This window comes from Acetobacter estunensis, from assembly GCF_019083805.1.
GTDB lineage: Bacteria > Pseudomonadota > Alphaproteobacteria > Acetobacterales > Acetobacteraceae > Acetobacter > Acetobacter estunensis_A.
Map to the genome: position 1 here is coordinate 183109 of NZ_JAHRDV010000001.1, position 19762 is coordinate 202870.

Consider the following 19762-nt stretch of genomic DNA (forward strand, 5'->3'; position numbering starts at 1 on the left):
GGCAGGCCATGTCCCAGAGTGATCGTTACCTCCGCAAGCAAGGTGCGGTGCTCCTTTCACCGCACCGCACGCGCTTTCACCTTTGGGCGCCTTCCTGCTCCTCCGTCCAACTTGAAGCGGAAGATCATCCACCCGTCCCAATGACAGCGGACGACCACGGAGGGTTCGTATGCGAAACACCCACGGGAGCTGGCCTACGTTATCGCTATCGCGTGGCCCCCGATCTGCTGGTCCCCGATCCAGCCTCCACCCGTCAGCCCGAAGACGTGCATGGCCCCAGTGAGGTGACCGATCCCGAAAGCTATCGTTGGCAGAACCCACGTTGGCAAGGGAGACCTTGGGAAAAAGCCGTTATCTACGAAGTGCATATTGGACTTGCGGGCGGCTATACAAAGCTGGCTGCCGATCTTCCACGCATCGCCGCATTTGGCATTACTGCCATCGAACTCATGCCGATTGCGGAATTTCCCGGCGGTCGCAACTGGGGATATGACGGCGTTCTGCCTTTTGCACCCGAAAGCGCTTACGGCACACCAGATGAACTCAAGGCGCTGATCGACCGCGCCCATACACTCGGTCTCATGATTTTTCTCGATGTTGTCTATAATCACTTCGGACCGGATGGAAACTTCATCGAACAGTATGCGCGCCCCTTTTTCCTCCAGGATCGCCGCACCCCATGGGGTCATGCCATCGACTTCACCCAACGAGCAGTACGTGATTTCTTCATCGACAATGCACTCTACTGGCTCATGGAGTTCCGCTTCGACGGTCTGCGGCTGGACGCCGTGCAGGCCATTACAGAACAGGACTGGCTTACGGAGTTACATGAAACTGTCAGACAAACCGTGGAGCCGGACCGCCACGTTCATTTGATCCTTGAGAACGAAAACAACGACGCCCGTCTGCTGCGCGAGGGCTTTACCGCCCAGTGGAACGATGACGGACACAATGCCCTGCACGTCATCCTCACTGGTGAAACAGACGGCTATTATGGGAATTTCGCATCCAACCCCACAATGGACCTTGCGTGCGTTCTCAAAGAGGGATTTCGGTTTCAGGGGGACAAATCGCCTGTCACGGGCAAACCGCGGGGTTCTCCATCTTCGGATCTGGCGGCTGAGAAATTCATCCTTTTTCTGCAAAACCACGACCAGACCGGCAACCGCGCCATGGGAGAACGACTGACAGTTCTTGCGCAGCCGCACATGCTGGAAACAGCCTACGCACTTCTTCTACTCTCCCCTCAGATCCCCATGATCTTTTTTGGAGACGAGTGGGGAACACGCACGCCGTTCTTCTTTTTCACCAGCCACAACCCGGAACTGGCCCGGATCGTGCGCGATGGACGGCGACAGGAATTCGCCTCTTTCAGCCATTTTCATGACCCCCATCGTCGCGAACTTATCCCGGACCCGAACGATCCGCGGACTTTCGAACATTCACGTCCTGACCGTCGAGAAATGGAACAGCCGGAACATAAGGAATGGCTGGACCGCACACGTGAACTCCTGCGTCTGCGGCACCAATATATCGTGCCGCGCCTGAAGAATGCCCGTGGACTGGACGTTACGCATCTCACGAAGCAAGGCTGTGCGCTGTTCGCCCGGTGGTCGATGGAAGACGGTTCCATTCTGAACATCGCGTTCAATCTGAGCACAATGCTCACTCAACTCCCTTCCGCTCCCCACGGAACCTTTCTCTACGGACTGCGCACGACATTCTCATCCCCGGACTTGCCGCCTGCAAGCCTTCTCGCATGGCTGGAGGGAGACAATCATGTCTGACCAGACCTTGACCCGGCAGGCCACGCGTCTGGGGTTGCAAGTGAATTGGATGGACGCTCAAGGACACAGGCGCCGGGTCTCTGTGGATACTCTGCGCCGTCTTGTACCCTTGCTTGAATCCAAAGCGGGTTCCGGAACACCGTCCCTGCTTGTCACCGAAACAGGTGCTTCCACATCGATCCCCATCAATGGCACAAAGAATACGGACGCCGCGCCTGCTTTCGCGGTCGCTCTTGAAGACGGTCGCCGGATCGAGGGGCGGCTCCGTCGTGCCCGTAACGGCAAGTTCCATCTGCCGCGTATAATAGACGCGGGATATCACACACTGACAGTGGCGAACCGGGAGTTCACCCTCGCAGTAGCACCCCGGCAGGCTCCTCCCATCGTAGGACGCGGCTGGGGCCTTGCCGTTCAGGTCTACAGCCTCAGGAGTCAGGGCGATGGCGGTATCGGCCATCTTGGCGCTGTCGCTGACCTCGCGAAACGCACGGGAACAGCGGAGGCCGACGCACTTCTGCTCAGCCCCACCCATGCCATGTTCGCCAGCAATCCCGCGCAGTACAGCCCCTATTCTCCATCCAGCCGGCAATTTTTCAACGTGTTACTGGCCGATCCAAGTTGCACCTTCGACACCGCCACACTACAAGCCGCCCGCAAACACGCACGCCTGAATCTCGAAGAACTGCATCAACTTGAAACAGCCTCCCTCATCGACTGGCCACGCGCTGGACATCTACGCCTGAAGCTTCTCCGTGCACTCTATGATCTTCATATTGCTCCTGCTCCACCCGCCGATTTTACCGAGTTCATCCACACCGGCGGAATTGAACTTCAACGACACGCCATTTTTGAAACGCTGCACACGCAGAGCACCCAACGCGGACCACGGGGTGGAGACTGGCGGCTCTGGCCCCTCTCCGTTCGCAATCCTACCTCCCCCGAAACGGCCCATTTCGCCCATGAGATGATGAGGGAGATCGACTTTCATCGGTTTCTACAATGGATCGCTTCCCGCAGTCTGCTCGCAGCACAGGATAACGCCCACAAGAGCGGAATGCGGATCGGGCTGATCGCCGATCTCGCCGTAGGCGTCGATCCGGCCGGCAGCGAGTGCTGGGCGCATCAGGGCGAACACCTCACCGAAATCTCGATCGGCGCACCTCCCGATGCCCTCAGCCGCGCCGGACAAAACTGGGGACTGACCACCTTCTCCCCCCATGGTCTGCATGCCAATGGCTATCAGGGCTTTATCGCCATGCTGCGCGCCAATCTCGCCCATGTGGGCGGTCTGCGCATCGATCATGTCATGGGGCTACGGCGGCTCTGGATCATCCCCAAGGGGGAAGGTCCGGAAGAAGGCGCCTATCTCACCTATCCCAGTGCCGATCTCATGAGGCTGGCCACACTGGAAGCCTCTCGCGCCAACGCTGTCCTCATCGGGGAAGCTCTGGGCACTGTCGAACCCGCATTCCGCAAGGACATGATCCGCCATGGCCTGACAGGCATGAACGTCCTTCCATTTCAACGTGATTCAGAGGGTGCCTTTCTCCCTTGCAGGCAATGGTCCCGAACGGCCGTGGCGATGACGACAACCCATGACTTACCCCCATTGGCCCGCTGGTGGCAGGGACTTGATCTTGCCACGACTGACGTCTCCTCCCAGATACAACGCGGTGCCGAAAGGACCGCCTTATGGACGGCCGTGGCGGGTCGAACGGTGCCCGAACCTCCTTCCAGTCCGACAGGAGCTGCCACTTTCGTGGATCGTGCCGTCAGTTTCGTAGCGGACACACCCTGCCCACTCGCTATCGTGCCACTGGAAGACCTCGCGGGGTTAAACGAACAACCCAACGTGCCTGGCACCACCACCAGCCACCCCAACTGGCGTCAACGCTATCCAGTCCCGGCTCGCACGCTTCTGGCACGACGCGGCACGAAGAAGCGTCTGACCCTTCTGAAAACATCTCGTCCTCGTTCTTAACTATTGCGAGAAGCGCTATGCCCTGCCTGCGACCAGCTTTGCGCGCCACCATCCGCCTTCAGTTCCGGCAGGGCTTGACGCTGGATCACGCGGTCGAACTGGTGCCTTACTTCGCACGGTTGGGCATCAGCCATATCTATGCTTCACCTCTCCTGACGGCCACACCGGGCTCGCCCCATGGATACGACGTTCTCGACTGCCATCATATTGATCCGACACTAGGTGGTGAGGCCGCCCTGCGACGCCTTGCCCACACGCTGCACGAACACGATATGGGCCTGATCCTCGATATTGTGCCCAACCACATGGCCGTGGGAGGTGCCGGAAACATCTGGTGGGAAAATCTTCTGGCATGGGGTCAGAACAGCCCCTACGCCGAGTTTTTCGATATCGCCTGGGACGATCCCGACCCTCAACTTGCAGGACGTGTGCTCCTTCCCTTTCTCGATCGTCCTTTCGAGGCGGCGCTGGTCTCAGGCGCTCTGAACCTGAAGCATGATCGCGAAAGTGGACTCTTCTTCATCCACCATCACGACCACCGCTTCCCCATTTCTCCTGCTCATTACAGCAGCCTGCTCAAAGGCATGGATCTCCCCCACGCCCTGTCCGCTGCCCTGACGGTCATGGCGGAACGCAGCACGCCGGACAGGGACTGTGCCCAGACACTCAAGGCGCTTTCCCTATGGCTGAACACAGCAATCGGTGCCGATGTACTGTCCGCCCTGACCATGCGCTTCAATCCCGCCCATCAGCCGGGACGCGAGCAATTGCGCCATCTGATCGACCGCCAGAACTGGGTCTGCGCATGGTGGCGCACAGCGTCCGAACTTCTCAACTGGCGACGTTTCTTCGACAACACATCCCTAGGCGCCATCTGCGTCGAACGTGAGAAAGTCTTCACCGACACCCACCATTATGTGCTGTCGCTCCTCGATGAAGGAATCATCGATGGGCTGCGGATCGACCATATTGATGGCCTTGCCGCTCCCGCCGCCTATTGCCGACGGTTACGTCAGAGGATGTTCCCCTCGGAACAGTCTTCGAGTGGACCTGTATCGATCCATGTGGAAAAAATCCTCGCTCCCGGTGAAAACCTGCCCGCCGAGTGGGACGTGGACGGTACGACGGGTTACGATTTCATGGAACAGGTTTCTCTTCTTTTGCACGATGCCAACGGAAAAGACGTGCTGGATGCCCTGTGGCAGGATACGCGCAGTGACGTGCCGAATACCATGGAGGAAACAGAACGACAGGCTCGTGACGAGATTCTGCACGTTTTATTCCCCGCCGAATGTGAGCGGCTCACCCGTCTGTTGCATGCGTCCTTCGCGTCACTTTCCTGCGAAACGACACCCTCCGCCATCAAGACTGTTCTGACAGTCCTCCTGCGTCACTTTCCGCGCTATCGCTGTTATTATGCCGACGATCTCCCCATGGATCACACCGCCGACCGGGCGGCTTTGTCACAGGCTGTAATCGCAGCGCGCAAGGAGATCCCTTCCTTCCACCATCTTCTTCTTCAACGCATGAGCGCGTTGCTCACTACACCTGTTGAAACCGGTCCCTCCCCCGCAGTGCGCCGCATTCAACGCGCCTTCGAGCATCTCACAGCCCCGCTCACCGCAAAATCTCTTGAAGACACAGCATTCTATCGGAATGTGCGTCTGCCCTCACGCAACGAAGTCGGCAGTGCGCCCGACACACTGGCGCTGCCGGTCGCCGCTTTTCATGAAGCCTGCCAAAAGCGACATGCGACCCATCCCCACTCCCTGCTCGCCACCGCGACACATGATCACAAGCGCGGCGAAGACAGTCGGATGCGGATTGCCATTCTTAGCGAAATGCCCGAACAGTGGCACGCACTCGTTACATCCTGGCTGGAGAAGCACACATCAAACCACGCCCCCGATCGTGTCGATGCACTCATGCTCTACCAAAGCCTCCTTGGTGCATGGCCTGTTCAGGATTACCCCAATGAAGAGTTCGGCCCCCGCATGGCGGATTGGTTGACCAAGGCGCTCCGCGAAGGAAAGCGTCATACAAGCTGGCTCGACCCCAATGAGTCGTATGAAAGCGCGTGCCAGGACTACCTTGCTCACTTGTTGGACACATCCAGCTCATTGGATTTCCAACGCGACATGACCCGGTTCGTCCGACAGATCGCGCCAGCGGCCGCCCTGAACAGCCTGTCCCAAACTCTGCTGCGCCTTACTGCTCCCGGCGTGCCGGATCTTTATCAAGGCTGCGAGTTATGGGATTTCAGTCTGGTCGATCCCGACAACCGGCGACCTGTCGATTTCAAAAGCCGGTCGGAACTGCTCCAAGCCGCTTCCGACATCGACCACGCCGCCGCCACATGGCCCGATGGCGCGATCAAACTCCAGCTCATTGCACGGCTGCTCACCTTTCGTGCTCAGCACCCTAACCTGTTTCGGGACGGCTCCTATCACCCTATCTCCCTGAACACGCAGCATATCGTCGCTTTCCTGCGCACTCTCGGAAACCAGCGGCTACTGGTAATGGCACCTCGTCACACTCATACTCTCGCCCCTGACCCGGCCACTCTTGCTCTCACTCAACCGCCCGCCCCCTTCACCCTGCCCGTGAAATGTCACGGACAATGGCGCAGCCTCCTGCGGGAACGCTCGCTCGACATCGGGTCGCATCCCATCTGGCCGTTCGAAACTGGCATGGTGCCACTGGATTGTCTTGTTTGGGAGACATGAACAGACATTCCCTTCAGGGCTGGACCGTCAGCCCCGAAGGTTGTTTGTTACCGTGCGAGCGTTATCGCAAAACTGAGAAACGAGGACCGTTCCACTCATGGCAAAGATCAGCCCATTGGCCGGAAAACGCCTGCCAGCATCCGATCTTCCCGACATTCCGGCCGTGATCGCCGCCTATTACGAACGCAAGCCCAATCCCTCCATCCCCACGCAGCGTGTGTCGTTTGGCACCTCCGGTCATCGTGGCGCACCGCTGAACACCAGCTTCAACGAGAACCATATCCTCGCCATTTGTGAAGGCATTGCCCGCTATCGAAAGGCACAGGGCATCGACGGCCCTCTTTTCATGGGCATCGACACCCACGCCGTCTCCGCCCCCGCCCAGCGCACGGCCATCGAAGTGCTAGCGGCCCACGGCATTGCCGTCCACATCGCTCATGACGATGGCTACACTCCCACGCCTGTCATCTCCCATGCGATCCTGACCTATAATCGCGGACGCAAAAGCGGTCTGGCCGACGGCATCGTGGTCACGCCCTCGCACAACCCGCCCACGGATGGCGGCTTCAAATACAACCCCCCGCATGGTGGTCCGGCCGATTCCGACATCACCAAAGCCATCCAGGACATGGCAAACGGTTTCCTCGCCAATGGCCTCAAAGAGGTGAAGCGCCTGACATTCGAGCGCGCCATCAACGAGCCGTGCATCACACGCCATGACTTCGTGACGCCCTATGTGGAAGATCTGGGCTCTGTCATCGACATGGCCGCCATCCGTGACGCGGGCGTGAAGATCGGCATAGATCCGCTCGGTGGAGCGGCTGTGCGTTACTGGCAGCCAATCATCGCGCGTTACGGCCTCAACGCCACGGTCGTGAGCGAAGAAGTCGATCCACAGTTCGGCTTCATGACCGCCGACTGGGACGGTCAGATCCGCATGGACTGCTCCTCTCCCTACGCCATGGCCCGACTGATCGAAATGGGAAAAACTTTCGACGTCGCTTTCGCCAACGACACGGATGCGGATCGGCATGGCATCGTGGCCCAACCTGACGGGCTGATGAACCCGAACCACTATCTGGCCGTCGCCATTTCCTATCTTTACCGCAACCGCCCACAGTGGAGCGCTGACACCGGCATTGGCAAAACGCTGGTCAGCAGCGGATTGATCGACCGTGTGGCGGCTGAGCTTGGGCGTAAGTTGGTGGAAGTGCCCGTAGGCTTCAAGTGGTTCGTCCCCGGGCTGCTGGACGGAAGCCTCGGCTTCGGGGGAGAAGAAAGTGCCGGAGCCTCCTTCCTCCGCCGTGACGGCACGGTCTGGACGACCGATAAGGATGGAATCATCCTTGGCCTTCTTGCTGCCGAGATCACGGCGAAAACCGGCAAGAACCCAAGCGCGCATTATCACGACATCGCAAAGCGGCTGGGCACGGCATATTACGCACGCATCGATGCTGCCGCCACACCGGAGCAGAAGGCACGGCTGGCCAACCTCTCACCCGAACAATATCCGGGCGACACACTGGCGGGCGAGACCATCACAGCCAAACTGACCAAGGCGCCGGGAAACAACGCCTCCATCGGCGGACTGAAGGTCACGACGAAGGACGGCTGGTTCGCCGCCCGTCCCTCCGGCACAGAAGATGTTTACAAGATTTACGCTGAAAGTTTCAAAAGCCCGGAGCATCTCAAGGAAATCCAGAACGAAGCACAGGATGTCATTTCCAAGGTTCTGTCCGCCGGTTCCTGAAGCAACACTTTACCCGGTGAGGCTATAACACCTCACCGGGAACATCCGATTTCTCAAAATTACGTATTGCCTCTACCTCGCTCCCCTGCATCCATTGTCGAAATATGGGCGAGCTATCCAACATCGCCTGCTGATAACTGATGTTGAAGAAAGCGGACTCTCTTTGCATGTACCAGAACCCTGTCTTCCGCCTGATGGGCGGCCTCGTTCTGGTCAATCTCACATGCTGGGCTGTAGCCCTTCTCGTGAGTGCCACACATCCTGCGATGCTGGCTCCAGCATTTCTCGCATGGACCTTTGGACTGCGTCACGCAATGGACGCGGATCATATCGCTGCCATCGACACCGTCACGCGCAAACTCATGGCACAGGGACGAAAGCCCTATAGCACAGGACTGTTTTTCTCACTCGGTCACTCAAGCGTCGTCATTCTTGCCACCTGTGCGCTCATCCTGTTGCCCGTATCGGACTGGCTGGAACGTTGGCACCTGACCGGAAATCTGATCGGAACCTCCGTCTCCGTTTCCTTCCTTCTCCTCATGGGCATACTCAACGCAGCACTTGTGCGATCCCTGATCCGCGCGCCCAGCACCTCCGCCCAAACCCAGCCTTTCGGGCCTGTTTCATGGCTTCTGCGTCCCCTGATGAAGATTATCGGCAAGGAATGGCAGATGTTCCCACTGGGGTTTCTCTTCGGACTGGGCTTCGACACCGCTACAGAAGTCGGTCTGCTTGGGCTGACGACCACACAGGCGCGAACCGATCTGCCACCCGCAACGATTTTGCTCTTTCCCCTCCTGTTCACAGCCGGAATGATGCTGGTGGACAGTCTCGATACCGTGCTGATGGTGGAAGCGTGGAGATGGAGCGCGCCTTCCTCTCAGCGCCGCAAACACTATCTTCTGGCGATTGCCTCTGTATCCGCTGCAACGGCTTTTGGCGTCGCCATCATTGAGAGCATCCCTCTTGTGAACCGTGTCATGAATCTACCCCTTCCCTTGACCGGCCTGACGGATTTTCTGAGCGATCATTTCCAGATTCTGGGCACAGGTATTCTGGCGACATTCCTGCTGATATGGAGCTACGTTTCTCTGACCGGATGGAAAAAACCATCCAGAAGGCAAGAAAACTCCTAAAGAGACGTCACAGCACCATCAGATAGCAATGTGCGAGCGTACTTCTTCAGCTACCAGTTCCGCCACCTGCCCGCTGAGCACGACTTTGCCACGGTCCAGAACCGCCACCGTATCGGCCAACTCGAACGCAAAATCGAAATACTGCTCCACCAGCACAATCGCCATATCGCCCCGATCGCGCAGCATGCCAATGATCGTGCCTATATCCTTGATGATGCTCGGCTGGATGCCTTCTGTCGGTTCATCCAGAACCAGCAGCCTTGGGCGGATCACGAGAGCGCGAGCAATCGCAAGCTGCTGCTGCTGCCCCCCCGAGAGGTCCCCGCCCCTACGATCGAGCATTTTTGCCAACACGGGAAAAAGGTCGAAAATCTCATCCGGCACCTTGCGCTGCCCCCGCGACAGCAGACCAAAGCCGGTTTCGAGATTTTCGCGCACAGTGAGAAGCGGAAAGATGTCGCGTCCCTGCGGCACTGTCGCAATGCCCCGGCTTGCGCGGTCATACGCCGCCAGTTTTGTAATATCTTCGCCTTCCCACTCGATGCGCCCAGAACTGACAGCGTGCATGCCCGTCACCGCCCGTATCAGGCTGGTCTTGCCCACGCCATTGCGTCCGAGAATGCAGGTCACGGCCCCTTCACGTGCCTCCAGCGAGACACCGCGCAGAGCAATCGCCGCACCATAATGCAGATGAACGTCCTCAACTCTGAGCATGAGAGCCGTCTCCTTTCGTAATCCCGGCACGGCACTTAGCGGCCAAGATAGACCTCGATCACGCGCGGATCGGCGCTCACCTCATCCAGCGGGCCTTCCGCCAGAACGGAACCTTCGTGCAGCACCGTCACTGTGACGCCAAGCGCCCGCACGAAATCCATGTCATGCTCAACCACCACCACGCTTCGCGTGCGGTTGATCTCGCGCAGCAGATCCGCCGTCGCCATCGTCTCGGCATCCGTCATCCCCGCCACCGGCTCATCCACCAGCAACAGATCAGGCTCCTGCCCCATCAGCATGCCGATTTCCAGCCACTGTTTCTGGCCGTGGCTCATGCCGCCAGCCTGACGGTCGGCGTATTTTTCAAGCCGCGTCAGTTTCAAAAGATGCGCGATCCTTTCACGCTCCCTTGCCGTCGGTCGCGCCATGAGAACAGAGAACGGAGAACGGATGCCCTTGAGAGACAGCATCAGGTTTTCCGTCACCGTCAGCGCCTCGAACACGGTCGGTTTCTGGAACTTCCGTCCAATACCCAGACGGGCAATGGTCGGCTCATCCAGCTTTGTCAGATCGCGTCCCTTGAAACGCACGATGCCAGTGTCCGGGCGCGTCTTGCCCGTGATGATGTCCATCATCGTCGTCTTGCCCGCGCCGTTCGGCCCCACAATGGCCCGCATTTCCCCCGGTTTCAGCGCCAGGCTCAGATTGTTGATGGCACGGAACCCATCGAAGGTGACGCTGACATCGCGCACGTCCAGAAGAAGAGAGTCCGTCATGCCTCGTCTCCCTGCGTGTCCGACACTTCCGGCGTCACCTCTTCCGGTGCAGCCTTTTTCATGGGACGCCACAATCCCATCAGCCCGTTCGGGAGGAACAGTGTCGTCACGAGGAACAGCAGCCCAAGGCCATAAAGCCAGAACTCCGGCAGCCATGCCGTGAACAGTGTCTTGCCCAGATTGACCAGCACCGCGCCCAGCACCGCGCCCGCAAGCGTGCCACGACCGCCGACGGCCACCCAGATCACAGATTCAATCGAATTGGCAGGTGCAAATTCACCCGGATTGATGATGCCGACCTGCGTGACATAAAGCGCACCGCCGACCGCCGCGATCATGGCGGAAAACACCCACACCAGAAGTTTCACCTGATCGGGGCGATAGCCCAGAAAGCGCGTGCGGCTTTCAGCATCCCTTACCGCCACCAGCAGATTACCAAAACGCCCTCCCACCACAAAGCGCGAGACCAGAAGCGCCAGCGCCAGCATCACGCCCGTGACGACCAGCAACACCGCACGGGTCGTGGGGGCATGCAAATCGGCACCCAGAATGTCCTTGAAATCCGTCAGACCGTTGTTACCGCCAAAACCGAGCCCGTTCTGAAAAAATCCAAGCATTAGCGCATAAGTCAGCGCCTGCGTGATGATCGAGAGATACACTCCCGACACACGCGAACGGAACGCCAGCCAACCAAACACTCCCGCCAGTGCGGCCGGAATCACCAGAACCAGCAGCATCGCCCATGCGAAATGATCCGTGCCCCACCAGTACCACGGCAGGCTTTTCCATGAGAGGAAGATCATGAAATCTGGCAGGTTCGAATTGCCATACACACCCCGCGCGCCGATCTCACGCATGAGATACATGCCCATCGCGTAACCACCCAGCGCGAAGAAGGCGGCATGACCAAGCGTCAGGATACCTGCAAACCCCCACACCAGATCGACGGAAAGCGCCAGCATGGCATAGGCCAAATATTTCCCCGCCAGCGACACAACAAAGGCCGAGACATGCAGCGGGCTGCTTTCGGGCAGCATACTCGCACCTGCCAGCACTATTGCCACCACCACGACCACAGCCGCCATACGGACCGCGCCCGGAAAAGACCGCGCGCCCGGCTTCGAGAGCAGGCTCATGATTCAACTCCCCGTCCGCGCACGGGAAACATGCCGCGCGGATGACGCTGGATGTAGAGAATGACCAGCACGAGAATGGCGATCTTGGCCGATACGGCCCCAATAGTCGGCTCCAGAATCTTGCCGCCCATACCAAGCGCCATAGCCGCCGCCAGCGTGCCCCACAGGTTACCCACGCCACCGAACACCACCACCATGAAACTGTCGATGATGTAAGACTGTCCAAGATTGGGGCTGACATTGTCGATCTGGCTAACCGCCACGCCGGCAAGTCCAGCTAATCCCGCACCCAATCCGAAAGCCAGCGCATCGACCCGAGGTGTGCGGATGCCCATGAGCGCGGCCATGCGCCGGTTCTGCGTCACCGCCCGCATCTGGAGACCCAGCGGCGTCCGGCGCAGCACCAGCATGAGGCCGCCCAGCACCAATCCGGAAAAAATGAAGATCGCAAGCCGATTGAGCGTGATGTCCATGCCTCCCAGCGCGAACGACCCCGATAGCCATGAGGGTGTCTCGACCGCAAGATTGGTTGGCCCGAAAATGGAGCGCACGGCCTGCTGCAGAATGAGGGAAAGCCCCCAGGTCGCCAGCAAGGTTTCCAGCGGGCGACCATAGAGAAAGCGGATCAGTCCCCGCTCGATCACTACACCAATCGTGCCACACACGAGAAAAGCCACTGGAATGGCGAGAAGAATGGCCACAGGCTCCAACATGGGCGCCGTTGCGCGAATACCCTGCTGAACCATCCACGTCGTATAGGCCCCGATCATCATCATCTCGCCATGGGCCATATTGATCACGCCCATCACACCGAAAGTGATGGCCAGACCCGTGGCTGCCAGCAACAGAACGGAGCCATAACTCAGACCATAGAACGCATTCTGGAACACGCTCCACATACGCAGATGCCAATCAATGGCGGATACCCCTTCGGATGCCGCCTTGCGCACATCCGGCGCTTCCACGGATGATGCTGCGACCGAAGCCAGAATGCTCCGCGCCTCCAATCCGCCCACGCCGGCCAGTGTATGCACCGCCTCCAGACGCTGGCCCTGAGCATCCTCCCCTGCGGGCTGCCCAAGAATTGTCGCCGCACGCGCTTCCTCAAGCTTCACACGCACGCCGGAATCCTTTTCCACCGACAACGCATGATCGATCGCTGGAAGCAGAGCCGGATCGTGCCGTCCATACAACGCGGTGGCGGCCTTCAGGCGCACATCCCGCTGCGGCGCAACCAACTCCATCTCCGCCTGCGCACCGGCCAGTGCCTTACGCACACGATTGTTTAGCCGCACGGGATGCAGGTCAGGTGGTGTCGCGCTGGCAGGCTGGCCTGTGCGGGCCTCCACATAATTCTCGCCCTGACGGATGAACAGACCACCCTGAGAGGACGCAAAAAGCTGGTGTCCTTCCAGCGCATGCAGAACCGCTGCCGCTTGCGGGTTGCCGGAAGCGGCAAGCGTGGCGATGGCCCCGGCCACATCTTCGAAATGCCCGCTGGCAAGCGCATCGAACTCATCTGCGCGCGCAAGAGGCGAGAAAACGATGGCGGCTCCCATTACGAGAGCCGCCATCACACCGGAAAGCCATCCGGCCTTACGCATGCTTCTTGCCAATGCAGGTCTTTGTCACGGTGTTGTAGTTGCCGCACGCAATCGGCTGGCTCCAGTCTCCGATCAGATCCTTGGTTTCCGGCACCCATGGCGACCACGCCTGCCCCGGCACGAGCGAGGGCGTCTTCCACACCACCGAGAACTGTTCATCATCCTGAATCTCACCGATATAGACAGGCTTCGTCAGATGATGGTCGGGCAGCATCTCGGCCACGCCACCCGTCAGATTGGGCTGACGGATGCCGATCATGGTGTCGATCACCTTGTCATGGTCGGTCGTGCCGGCCTTGGTGACAGCCTGAACCCACATGTTGAAGCCGATATAATGCGCTTCCATCGGATCGTTGGTGGTGCGCTTGGGATTTTTCGTGAACTCATGCCACTGTTTGATGAACGCCTTGTTCGCGGGCGTATCGATGCTCTCGAAATAATTCCACGCCGCGAGCTGACCCACCAGCGGTTTGGTGTCCATGCCCGCCAGCTCTTCCTCACCCACGCTGAAGGCCATCACCGGAATGTCGGTGGAGGAAATGCCCTGATTGCCGAGTTCCTTGTAAAACGGCACGTTGGCATCGCCATTGATGGTAGAGACCACCGCCGTCTTCTTGCCCGCCGAGCCAAAAGCTTTGATCTGGGACACGATGGTCTGCCAGTCGGACTGTCCGAACGGCGTGTAGTTGACCATAATGTCCTCGTCCGCGATCCCCTTTGACTTGAGATAATTCGCGAGAATTTGGTTGGTCGTGCGCGGATAGACATAATCCGTACCCACCAACGCGAACCGTTTCGCGCCACCGCCGTCTTCGCTCAGAAGATAGTCCACGGCGGGAATAGCCTGCTGGTTGGGAGCAGCACCGGTATAGAAGATATTGCGACTGCACTCCTGCGCTTCGTACTGCACCGGATAGAACAGAATGCCGTTGAGTTCCTCGAACACCGGCAGCACCGATTTGCGCGACACGCTGGTCCAGCACCCGAACACAGCCGACACCTTGTCCACCGAGAGAAGCTGGCGCGCCTTCTCGGCAAACAGCGGCCAGTTGGACGCTGGATCCACCACGACTGCCTCCAGAGGACGACCGAGCAGTCCGCCCTTGCGGTTCTGCTCGGCAATCAGCATCAGCATGACATCCTTAAGAGTAGTCTCGCTGATGGCCATCGTGCCCGAAAGCGAATGCAGGATGCCCACCTTAATCGGCTCGCCCTTGGGCGCCGCCGCGTAGGACCGCTCACTGCTCCATGCGGCACCCACGGCCGCCACCGAAGAAGCGAGAGCCAGACGTCCGAACGCGCGACGGGAAAGATTCGGCAGGGTGACGGGCATGATGAACGGTCCTTTTGCTGCTGCCCCTATTCTCGGCCGAAGAGAAAACATCTTCCCATACGCAATCCTGCGTATGGGCCGGAGTTCTTTTCGGTTACGATACTGTCTGCAGCCATCCGGACAGCCGAAAACGTGACCTTGCCGACCGACACCAGCCGTCTGCGCATCGTGCGCACCCGCCGGGCCTACAGCCGCTGGGCCGCCGACCAGACCTTCGAAGACTACGCCCTGCGCTTCACGGCACGGCGTGCCCGTACGGTCACCCCCATGCGGGCCGCCCTGACCGCGCTGGGGTCCATCTCTTTTCTGGCGCTCGAAGCGATGGGCGGCACGCTGACTCTCGCCTTCGGTTTCACCAACACGGCACTGGCCATTCTTCTCGTCACCATCGTCATTTTCTGCGTGAGCCTTCCTCTCTCCGCCACAGCAGCCCGCGCGGGACTGGATATCGACCTCCTTACGCGGGGCACGGGTTTCGGCTATATCGGCTCAACCATTACCTCCCTGCTCTACGCCAGCTTCACTTTCATTTTCTTCGGACTTGAAGCCGCCATATTGGCCGGCACGCTCCACGCTCTGTTGGGTGTTCCGCTCTGGCTGGCCTATCTCCTCTGCGCCGCCATCATCATTCCGCTGGTGACGTGGGGCATCACCTTCATCGCCCGCTTCCAGATCGCGACCCAGCCGCTCTGGCTCTTCCTCAATCTGGTGCCCCTTGCCGTGCTCCTGATCCTTCATCCGGACGCTCTCCCTGCATGGACGCATTTTCCGGGTCTGGAGCCGCTTTTTCCGCACATCGATCCCATCGCCATCGGAAGCGCCGCATCCGTCATGGTCGTGCTGGTCTGCCAGAGCGCGGAACAGATCGACTTTCTGCGTTTTCTTCCTCCACTCACCGCGGCCAATCGACGACAATGGTGGACCGCCCTCGTGCTTGGCGGCCCGGGCTGGGTGCTGTTCGATGCGTTTAAGCTGCTGGCAGGCTCCTTTCTCGCGTGGATGGTCTTGAACGCAGGATTCACGCCGGCACAGGCGGTGCAACCGGGACTGATGTACTGGCTGGCGTGGGGAACCTTCGCACCGACACCCGTCGCAACCTTTCTGACCGTCATGCTGGTCGCGCTGGCACAGGTGAAGATCAACATCACCAACGCCTATGCCGGCTCTTTAGCGTGGTCGAACTTCTTTTCCCGCCTGACACACACGCATCCAGGACGTGTGTTCTACGTTATCTTCAATGTCACCATAGCACTTTTACTGATGGAAGCCGGTCTGGTCAGCACGATCCAGACGGGCCTGACGCTCTATGCCGTACTGGCCTGTGCATGGATCGGGGCCATTCTGGGTGACATCGTCTTTTGCAAGCCGCTGGGCTTCAGTCCCCCTTTCGTGGAGTTCAAACGCGCCCTGTTGCCAGACCTCAACATCGTGGGACTGGGCGCGTGGGGGCTTGCCGCAACCTTGGGCATTGCAGCACTGTGGGGCGCACTTGGCGAACACACCGCAGCCTTCGCGCCTTTCATGACATTGGGAGTGGCCTGTTTGACGGCCCCGATCCTTGCGTGGATCACAGGCGGACGCACCTATCTTGCCCGCCAGCAGCCCGCTGGATGGAATGCGCGTCCCGCCATGGCATGCGTAATCTGCGAACACAGTTTCGAGGCCGAAGACATGGCTGAATGCCCGGCCTATGGCGGCACCATCTGCTCGCTGTGCTGCTCTCTCGACGGGCGCTGCCGGGATCGCTGCAAACCCGTTTCCACGCGCATGGCGTCTCAACTCGCCACGCCGTTGCGTGCATTGCCTACACGCATCCGCCGCCTTCTGCTCACACCCGGAGGCCGCTTTGTGCTCATTATGACGGGTGTCACCGTTGTACTGGCCGTTCTGTCATGGCAAACGGGGCGCGCATGGAACGGTCTGTTCCTGATAGTGTTCCTTGCCTGCGCGGTGGGCGCGTGGCTGCTGGTGATGGCGCAGGAAGGGCGCCGGACCGCCACACGCGAGACGCTGCACCAGACCCGGCTACTGATGAACGAAATCCGCGCTCGCCGCCGCACCGACCGCGCGCTGAAAATCGCCCGTGAGAAGGCTGAAGCCGCAAGTCTTGCCAAGACACGCTACATCAGCGGCATCAGCCACGAAATCCGCTCTCCGCTGAATGCCATCATGGGCTACATCCAGCTTCTCCAGCACGACCCGCGCGTTCCGTCCGAACGACACCGTGCTCTCGACATCATGCGCGAAAGTGGTGAGCACATCACGAGCATTCTCTCCGGTCTGCTCGACATATCCCGCATCGAAGCGGGACGGATCGAACTGCATTCGGACATCGTAGCGCTGCCCATCTTTCTGGAATCCGTCGCTCAGATGATCCGCCCGCAGGCATTGGCCAAAGGGCTACGCTTCGTCTGGAAACCCGGTCATCTGCCCGCCGTCGTCACATGCGACGAGCATCGCCTGCGTCAGATCCTGCTCAACCTGCTCTCCAATGCCGTGAAGTTCACGTCCCGCGGCAGCGTGACTTTCTCAGCACGCTGGCAGGGACAGATCGCCGAATTCGTCATTGAGGACACTGGTGCAGGGATCGCACCGGAAGATCACAACCGTATCTTCGAGCCGTTCGAACGTGCCGCCGCCACATCCAGCGTGCCGGGAACGGGACTGGGACTGACCATTACAAAACTGCTCACCGAAATCCTCGGCGGCGAACTGACATTTACCAGCACACCCGGACAAGGCTCTCGCTTTAGAGTGAGGCTGATGCTGCCGGACCGGCAGGTGGAACTCCTACCGCGTCTGCCCGCCTTTCCCTGTGGATATGAGGGACCACATCGCACAATCCTCGTCGTAGACGACGACAGACAGCACCGTCAGATCATGCGCGAGATTCTGGAACGATGCAGCTTCACCGTCGAAGAAGCCGAAAACGCCGTAACATGTCTCGACACGCTACCTCATGTTCAGCCGGACCTGCTGCTGCTCGATCTTTCAATGCCCGGCATGGACGGGCGCGATCTTGCTTTGCGCATACGACAGGGACCGTTTGCTTATCTACCGCTGATGTTTCTCACAGGAAATCTGGTGGAAAGCGCAAACCGACATGTGCCCTCGCTCGATGACTGCCCGGTTCTGGGAAAACCGGTGAACCTGACGCTTCTGATTGAAGAAATCGGGCGTATACTGAAGTTGGAGTGGGTCTTTCCCGAGACTGTCAGTCCTTCCCTCATCCCAACACCTGTGAGTCCATCCACCGCCGAACTTTCTGCTGCGGAACGGAAGACGCTTCTCTCCTCTCTGAATGGCGGCAACCTCAAACAGCTTCGCGAACACTTGGCGACCATGCAGCAAAACCGGCCGGAACTGGAACCGGCTCTTGCTCCGCTCCTGAAACTGGTCACGTCCTATCAACTTGAAGCCCTGCGCCACCATCTGGAGGCTCCCCTTCCATGACAAACGCTCCCACTCGCAAGACCGTCCTTGTCATTGATGACGACCCCGCTGTTCTTGGCCTGATGGATGAACATCTTACCCATGGCGGTTATGACGTGCTGCTCGCGCAGTCGGGACCGGCCGCGCTTGAAGTTGTGGCCCGATGTGTGCCCGATCTGGTTCTGGTGGACGCGCTGATGCCCGGCATGACAGGGTGGGACGTGTGTGAGGCTCTGCGCCACGACACACGGCTGGTCCACACGCCCATCATTTTCATGACCGGCCTGACCGAGACCGAACACGTGATCCGCGCTTTCGAGCTGGGGGCTGCGGACTACGTCACAAAACCCCTGCGGCTGGAAGAAGTTCTGGCGCGCATCGGCGTGCGGATCGAAGCAGCCTCCCGCATCCGTGCGGCCCATGGCGCTCTGGACAGCGCGGGGCGTTTTCTTCTCGCTGTCAGCCGCGCGGGCGATATGCTGTGGACCACGCCCCATGCCGCACAGCTTTTGGACAAAATCCCCGATGGAGCGCTTGCCGCCCTCCTGCGAGGAACGAGCCTGCCGCCCCCCGGCTCGGTAATGCTACGCGAAAGCACGAGCGAGGACGAACTGACACTCACTTTTGTCGGCGCCATTAATGACGACGAACTGCTCCTGCGTCTGGCCAGTCACTCCCTCCATCCGGAGCGACTGCTTCAGGCGCGACTGGGACTGAGCGGGCGGGAAGCCGAAGTGCTGCTGTGGATCTCACGGGGCAAGACCAGCCGCGACATCGCGGACATCCTCACCGTCAGCCCGCGCACGATCGATAAACACATCGAACAAATCTACAACAAGACCGGTCTTAGCTCGCGGGCCGCAGCAGCGGCCACGGCCTCGCGCCTGCTTGGAGAAAGGTAATTACTGCCCGCGCACCTGATCGTCGAGGATGGTGGTGCGTTTCTCCGCAGGAGAGCCCACTTCCGGGCACAACTTGTTCTGCTCCACATGGCGCACCGAGAGCAACCGCGCCTGCAGGGCGTCGCGTCCCATCTCGTTGGTATCCTGACGGATGGGCTTGCCCGCTGGAGAGAGGGTCATTCCCTTCATGATGCCGACACCCGGCACGGGATCGAACTTTACGTAAAATCCCTGATCTTCCTCAGCCGTGCCGGCCGCCACATCCGCCGCCTCTTTCCGTTTTACCACGTCCAACTGATCGGATAACCGCACGTCCTCGACAAACAGATGGCGGCAATCGAGAGTGTCGAGAGGAGGTTCCACCGCATGCGCCGCGCTTCCGGCGACACCGCAGGTGAGAAAAACCAGTCCGCACATGATCCGGGGCTTCAAGATCAACATTCCAATGTCTCCCGGCGGCTGTCCGCATCAGCACGCCTGTCAAG

At 59.5% G+C, this 19762-nt stretch carries 13 protein-coding genes; 7 read left to right on the forward strand and 6 right to left on the reverse strand.

What is annotated here, in order from left to right; translation table 11 throughout:
* Positions 1-8 precede the first annotated feature (8 nt).
* From treZ to KUA11_RS01040, 5 genes are all read left to right on the forward strand, one after another.
* On the forward strand, positions 9-1787 hold the full coding sequence (treZ, locus tag KUA11_RS01020) for a malto-oligosyltrehalose trehalohydrolase (protein ID WP_217408816.1): 1779 nt from the start codon (positions 9-11) through the stop codon (positions 1785-1787).
* On the forward strand, positions 1780-3768 hold the full coding sequence (malQ, locus tag KUA11_RS01025) for a 4-alpha-glucanotransferase (RefSeq protein WP_217408817.1): 1989 nt from the start codon (positions 1780-1782) through the stop codon (positions 3766-3768). The genes treZ and malQ overlap by 8 nt, the downstream gene beginning before the upstream one ends.
* A 17-nt stretch (positions 3769-3785) precedes the next feature.
* Positions 3786-6494 (forward strand): malto-oligosyltrehalose synthase, encoded by a 2709-nt coding sequence (treY, locus tag KUA11_RS01030; protein WP_217408818.1) that lies wholly within the window; start codon positions 3786-3788, stop codon positions 6492-6494.
* A 97-nt stretch (positions 6495-6591) separates the two neighbouring features.
* Positions 6592-8244, forward strand: a complete 1653-nt coding sequence (gene pgm / locus KUA11_RS01035) for a phosphoglucomutase (alpha-D-glucose-1,6-bisphosphate-dependent) (protein ID WP_217408819.1) — start codon at positions 6592-6594, stop codon at positions 8242-8244.
* Between the two features lie 167 nt (positions 8245-8411).
* Complete coding sequence (locus KUA11_RS01040; RefSeq protein WP_217408820.1) at positions 8412-9380, forward strand: HoxN/HupN/NixA family nickel/cobalt transporter; 969 nt, start codon at positions 8412-8414, stop codon at positions 9378-9380.
* Between the two features lie 18 nt (positions 9381-9398).
* Here the strand turns inward: KUA11_RS01040 and urtE are convergent, their stop codons facing one another.
* The 5 genes from urtE to urtA are packed head-to-tail and all read right to left on the reverse strand — an operon-like array spanning position 9399 to position 14943.
* The gene (gene urtE / locus KUA11_RS01045; RefSeq protein WP_217408821.1) at positions 9399-10094 is read right to left on the reverse strand and encodes an urea ABC transporter ATP-binding subunit UrtE; all 696 of its coding nucleotides are present in this window, start codon (positions 10092-10094) and stop codon (positions 9399-9401) included.
* 35 nt (positions 10095-10129) lie between these two features.
* Entirely contained in the window at positions 10130-10870 is a 741-nt protein-coding gene (gene urtD / locus KUA11_RS01050; RefSeq protein ID WP_217408822.1) for an urea ABC transporter ATP-binding protein UrtD, read from the reverse strand.
* A complete protein-coding gene (gene urtC, locus KUA11_RS01055) occupies positions 10867-12006 on the reverse strand; it encodes an urea ABC transporter permease subunit UrtC (RefSeq protein ID WP_217408823.1) in 1140 nt (379 codons plus the stop codon). Before urtC ends, urtD begins: the two co-directional genes overlap by 4 nt.
* Complete coding sequence (gene urtB, locus KUA11_RS01060) at positions 12003-13580, reverse strand: urea ABC transporter permease subunit UrtB (RefSeq protein WP_408744131.1); 1578 nt, start codon at positions 13578-13580, stop codon at positions 12003-12005. The genes urtC and urtB overlap by 4 nt, the downstream gene beginning before the upstream one ends.
* A gap of 22 nt (positions 13581-13602) precedes the next feature.
* A complete protein-coding gene (urtA, locus tag KUA11_RS01065) occupies positions 13603-14943 on the reverse strand; it encodes an urea ABC transporter substrate-binding protein (protein WP_217408825.1) in 1341 nt (446 codons plus the stop codon).
* 138 nt (positions 14944-15081) lie between these two features.
* Here urtA and KUA11_RS01070 point away from each other — a divergent pair, with 138 nt between their 5' ends.
* Together KUA11_RS01070 and KUA11_RS01075 are read left to right on the forward strand one after the other, a co-directional pair.
* On the forward strand, positions 15082-18396 hold the full coding sequence (locus tag KUA11_RS01070; protein WP_217408886.1) for a hybrid sensor histidine kinase/response regulator: 3315 nt from the start codon (positions 15082-15084) through the stop codon (positions 18394-18396).
* Positions 18393-19277 carry a response regulator transcription factor gene (locus KUA11_RS01075; protein WP_217408826.1) on the forward strand — a complete coding sequence of 295 codons (885 nt, stop codon included), beginning with the start codon at positions 18393-18395 and terminating at the stop codon, positions 19275-19277. Before KUA11_RS01070 ends, KUA11_RS01075 begins: the two co-directional genes overlap by 4 nt.
* On the opposite strand, the gene KUA11_RS01080 is transcribed toward KUA11_RS01075, so the two are convergent.
* Positions 19278-19718 carry a hypothetical protein gene (locus KUA11_RS01080; RefSeq protein ID WP_254454592.1) on the reverse strand — a complete coding sequence of 147 codons (441 nt, stop codon included), beginning with the start codon at positions 19716-19718 and terminating at the stop codon, positions 19278-19280.
* Between the last annotated feature and the right edge of the window lie 44 nt (positions 19719-19762).

Coding starts and splice junctions, on each gene's coding strand:
- KUA11_RS01080 (WP_254454592.1), bottom strand. CDS start 19,718: ATGTTGATCTTGAAGCCCCGGATCATGTGCGGACTGGTTTTTCTCACC.
- malQ (WP_217408817.1), top strand. CDS start 1,780: ATGTCTGACCAGACCTTGACCCGGCAGGCCACGCGTCTGGGGTTGCAA.
- pgm (WP_217408819.1), top strand. CDS start 6,592: ATGGCAAAGATCAGCCCATTGGCCGGAAAACGCCTGCCAGCATCCGAT.
- urtC (WP_217408823.1), bottom strand. CDS start 12,006: ATGAGCCTGCTCTCGAAGCCGGGCGCGCGGTCTTTTCCGGGCGCGGTC.
- KUA11_RS01075 (WP_217408826.1), top strand. CDS start 18,393: ATGACAAACGCTCCCACTCGCAAGACCGTCCTTGTCATTGATGACGAC.
- treY (WP_217408818.1), top strand. CDS start 3,786: ATGCCCTGCCTGCGACCAGCTTTGCGCGCCACCATCCGCCTTCAGTTC.
- urtB (WP_408744131.1), bottom strand. CDS start 13,580: ATGGCGGCTCTCGTAATGGGAGCCGCCATCGTTTTCTCGCCTCTTGCG.
- KUA11_RS01040 (WP_217408820.1), top strand. CDS start 8,412: ATGTACCAGAACCCTGTCTTCCGCCTGATGGGCGGCCTCGTTCTGGTC.
- urtE (WP_217408821.1), bottom strand. CDS start 10,094: ATGCTCAGAGTTGAGGACGTTCATCTGCATTATGGTGCGGCGATTGCT.
- treZ (WP_217408816.1), top strand. CDS start 9: ATGTCCCAGAGTGATCGTTACCTCCGCAAGCAAGGTGCGGTGCTCCTT.
- urtD (WP_217408822.1), bottom strand. CDS start 10,870: ATGACGGACTCTCTTCTTCTGGACGTGCGCGATGTCAGCGTCACCTTC.
- urtA (WP_217408825.1), bottom strand. CDS start 14,943: ATGCCCGTCACCCTGCCGAATCTTTCCCGTCGCGCGTTCGGACGTCTG.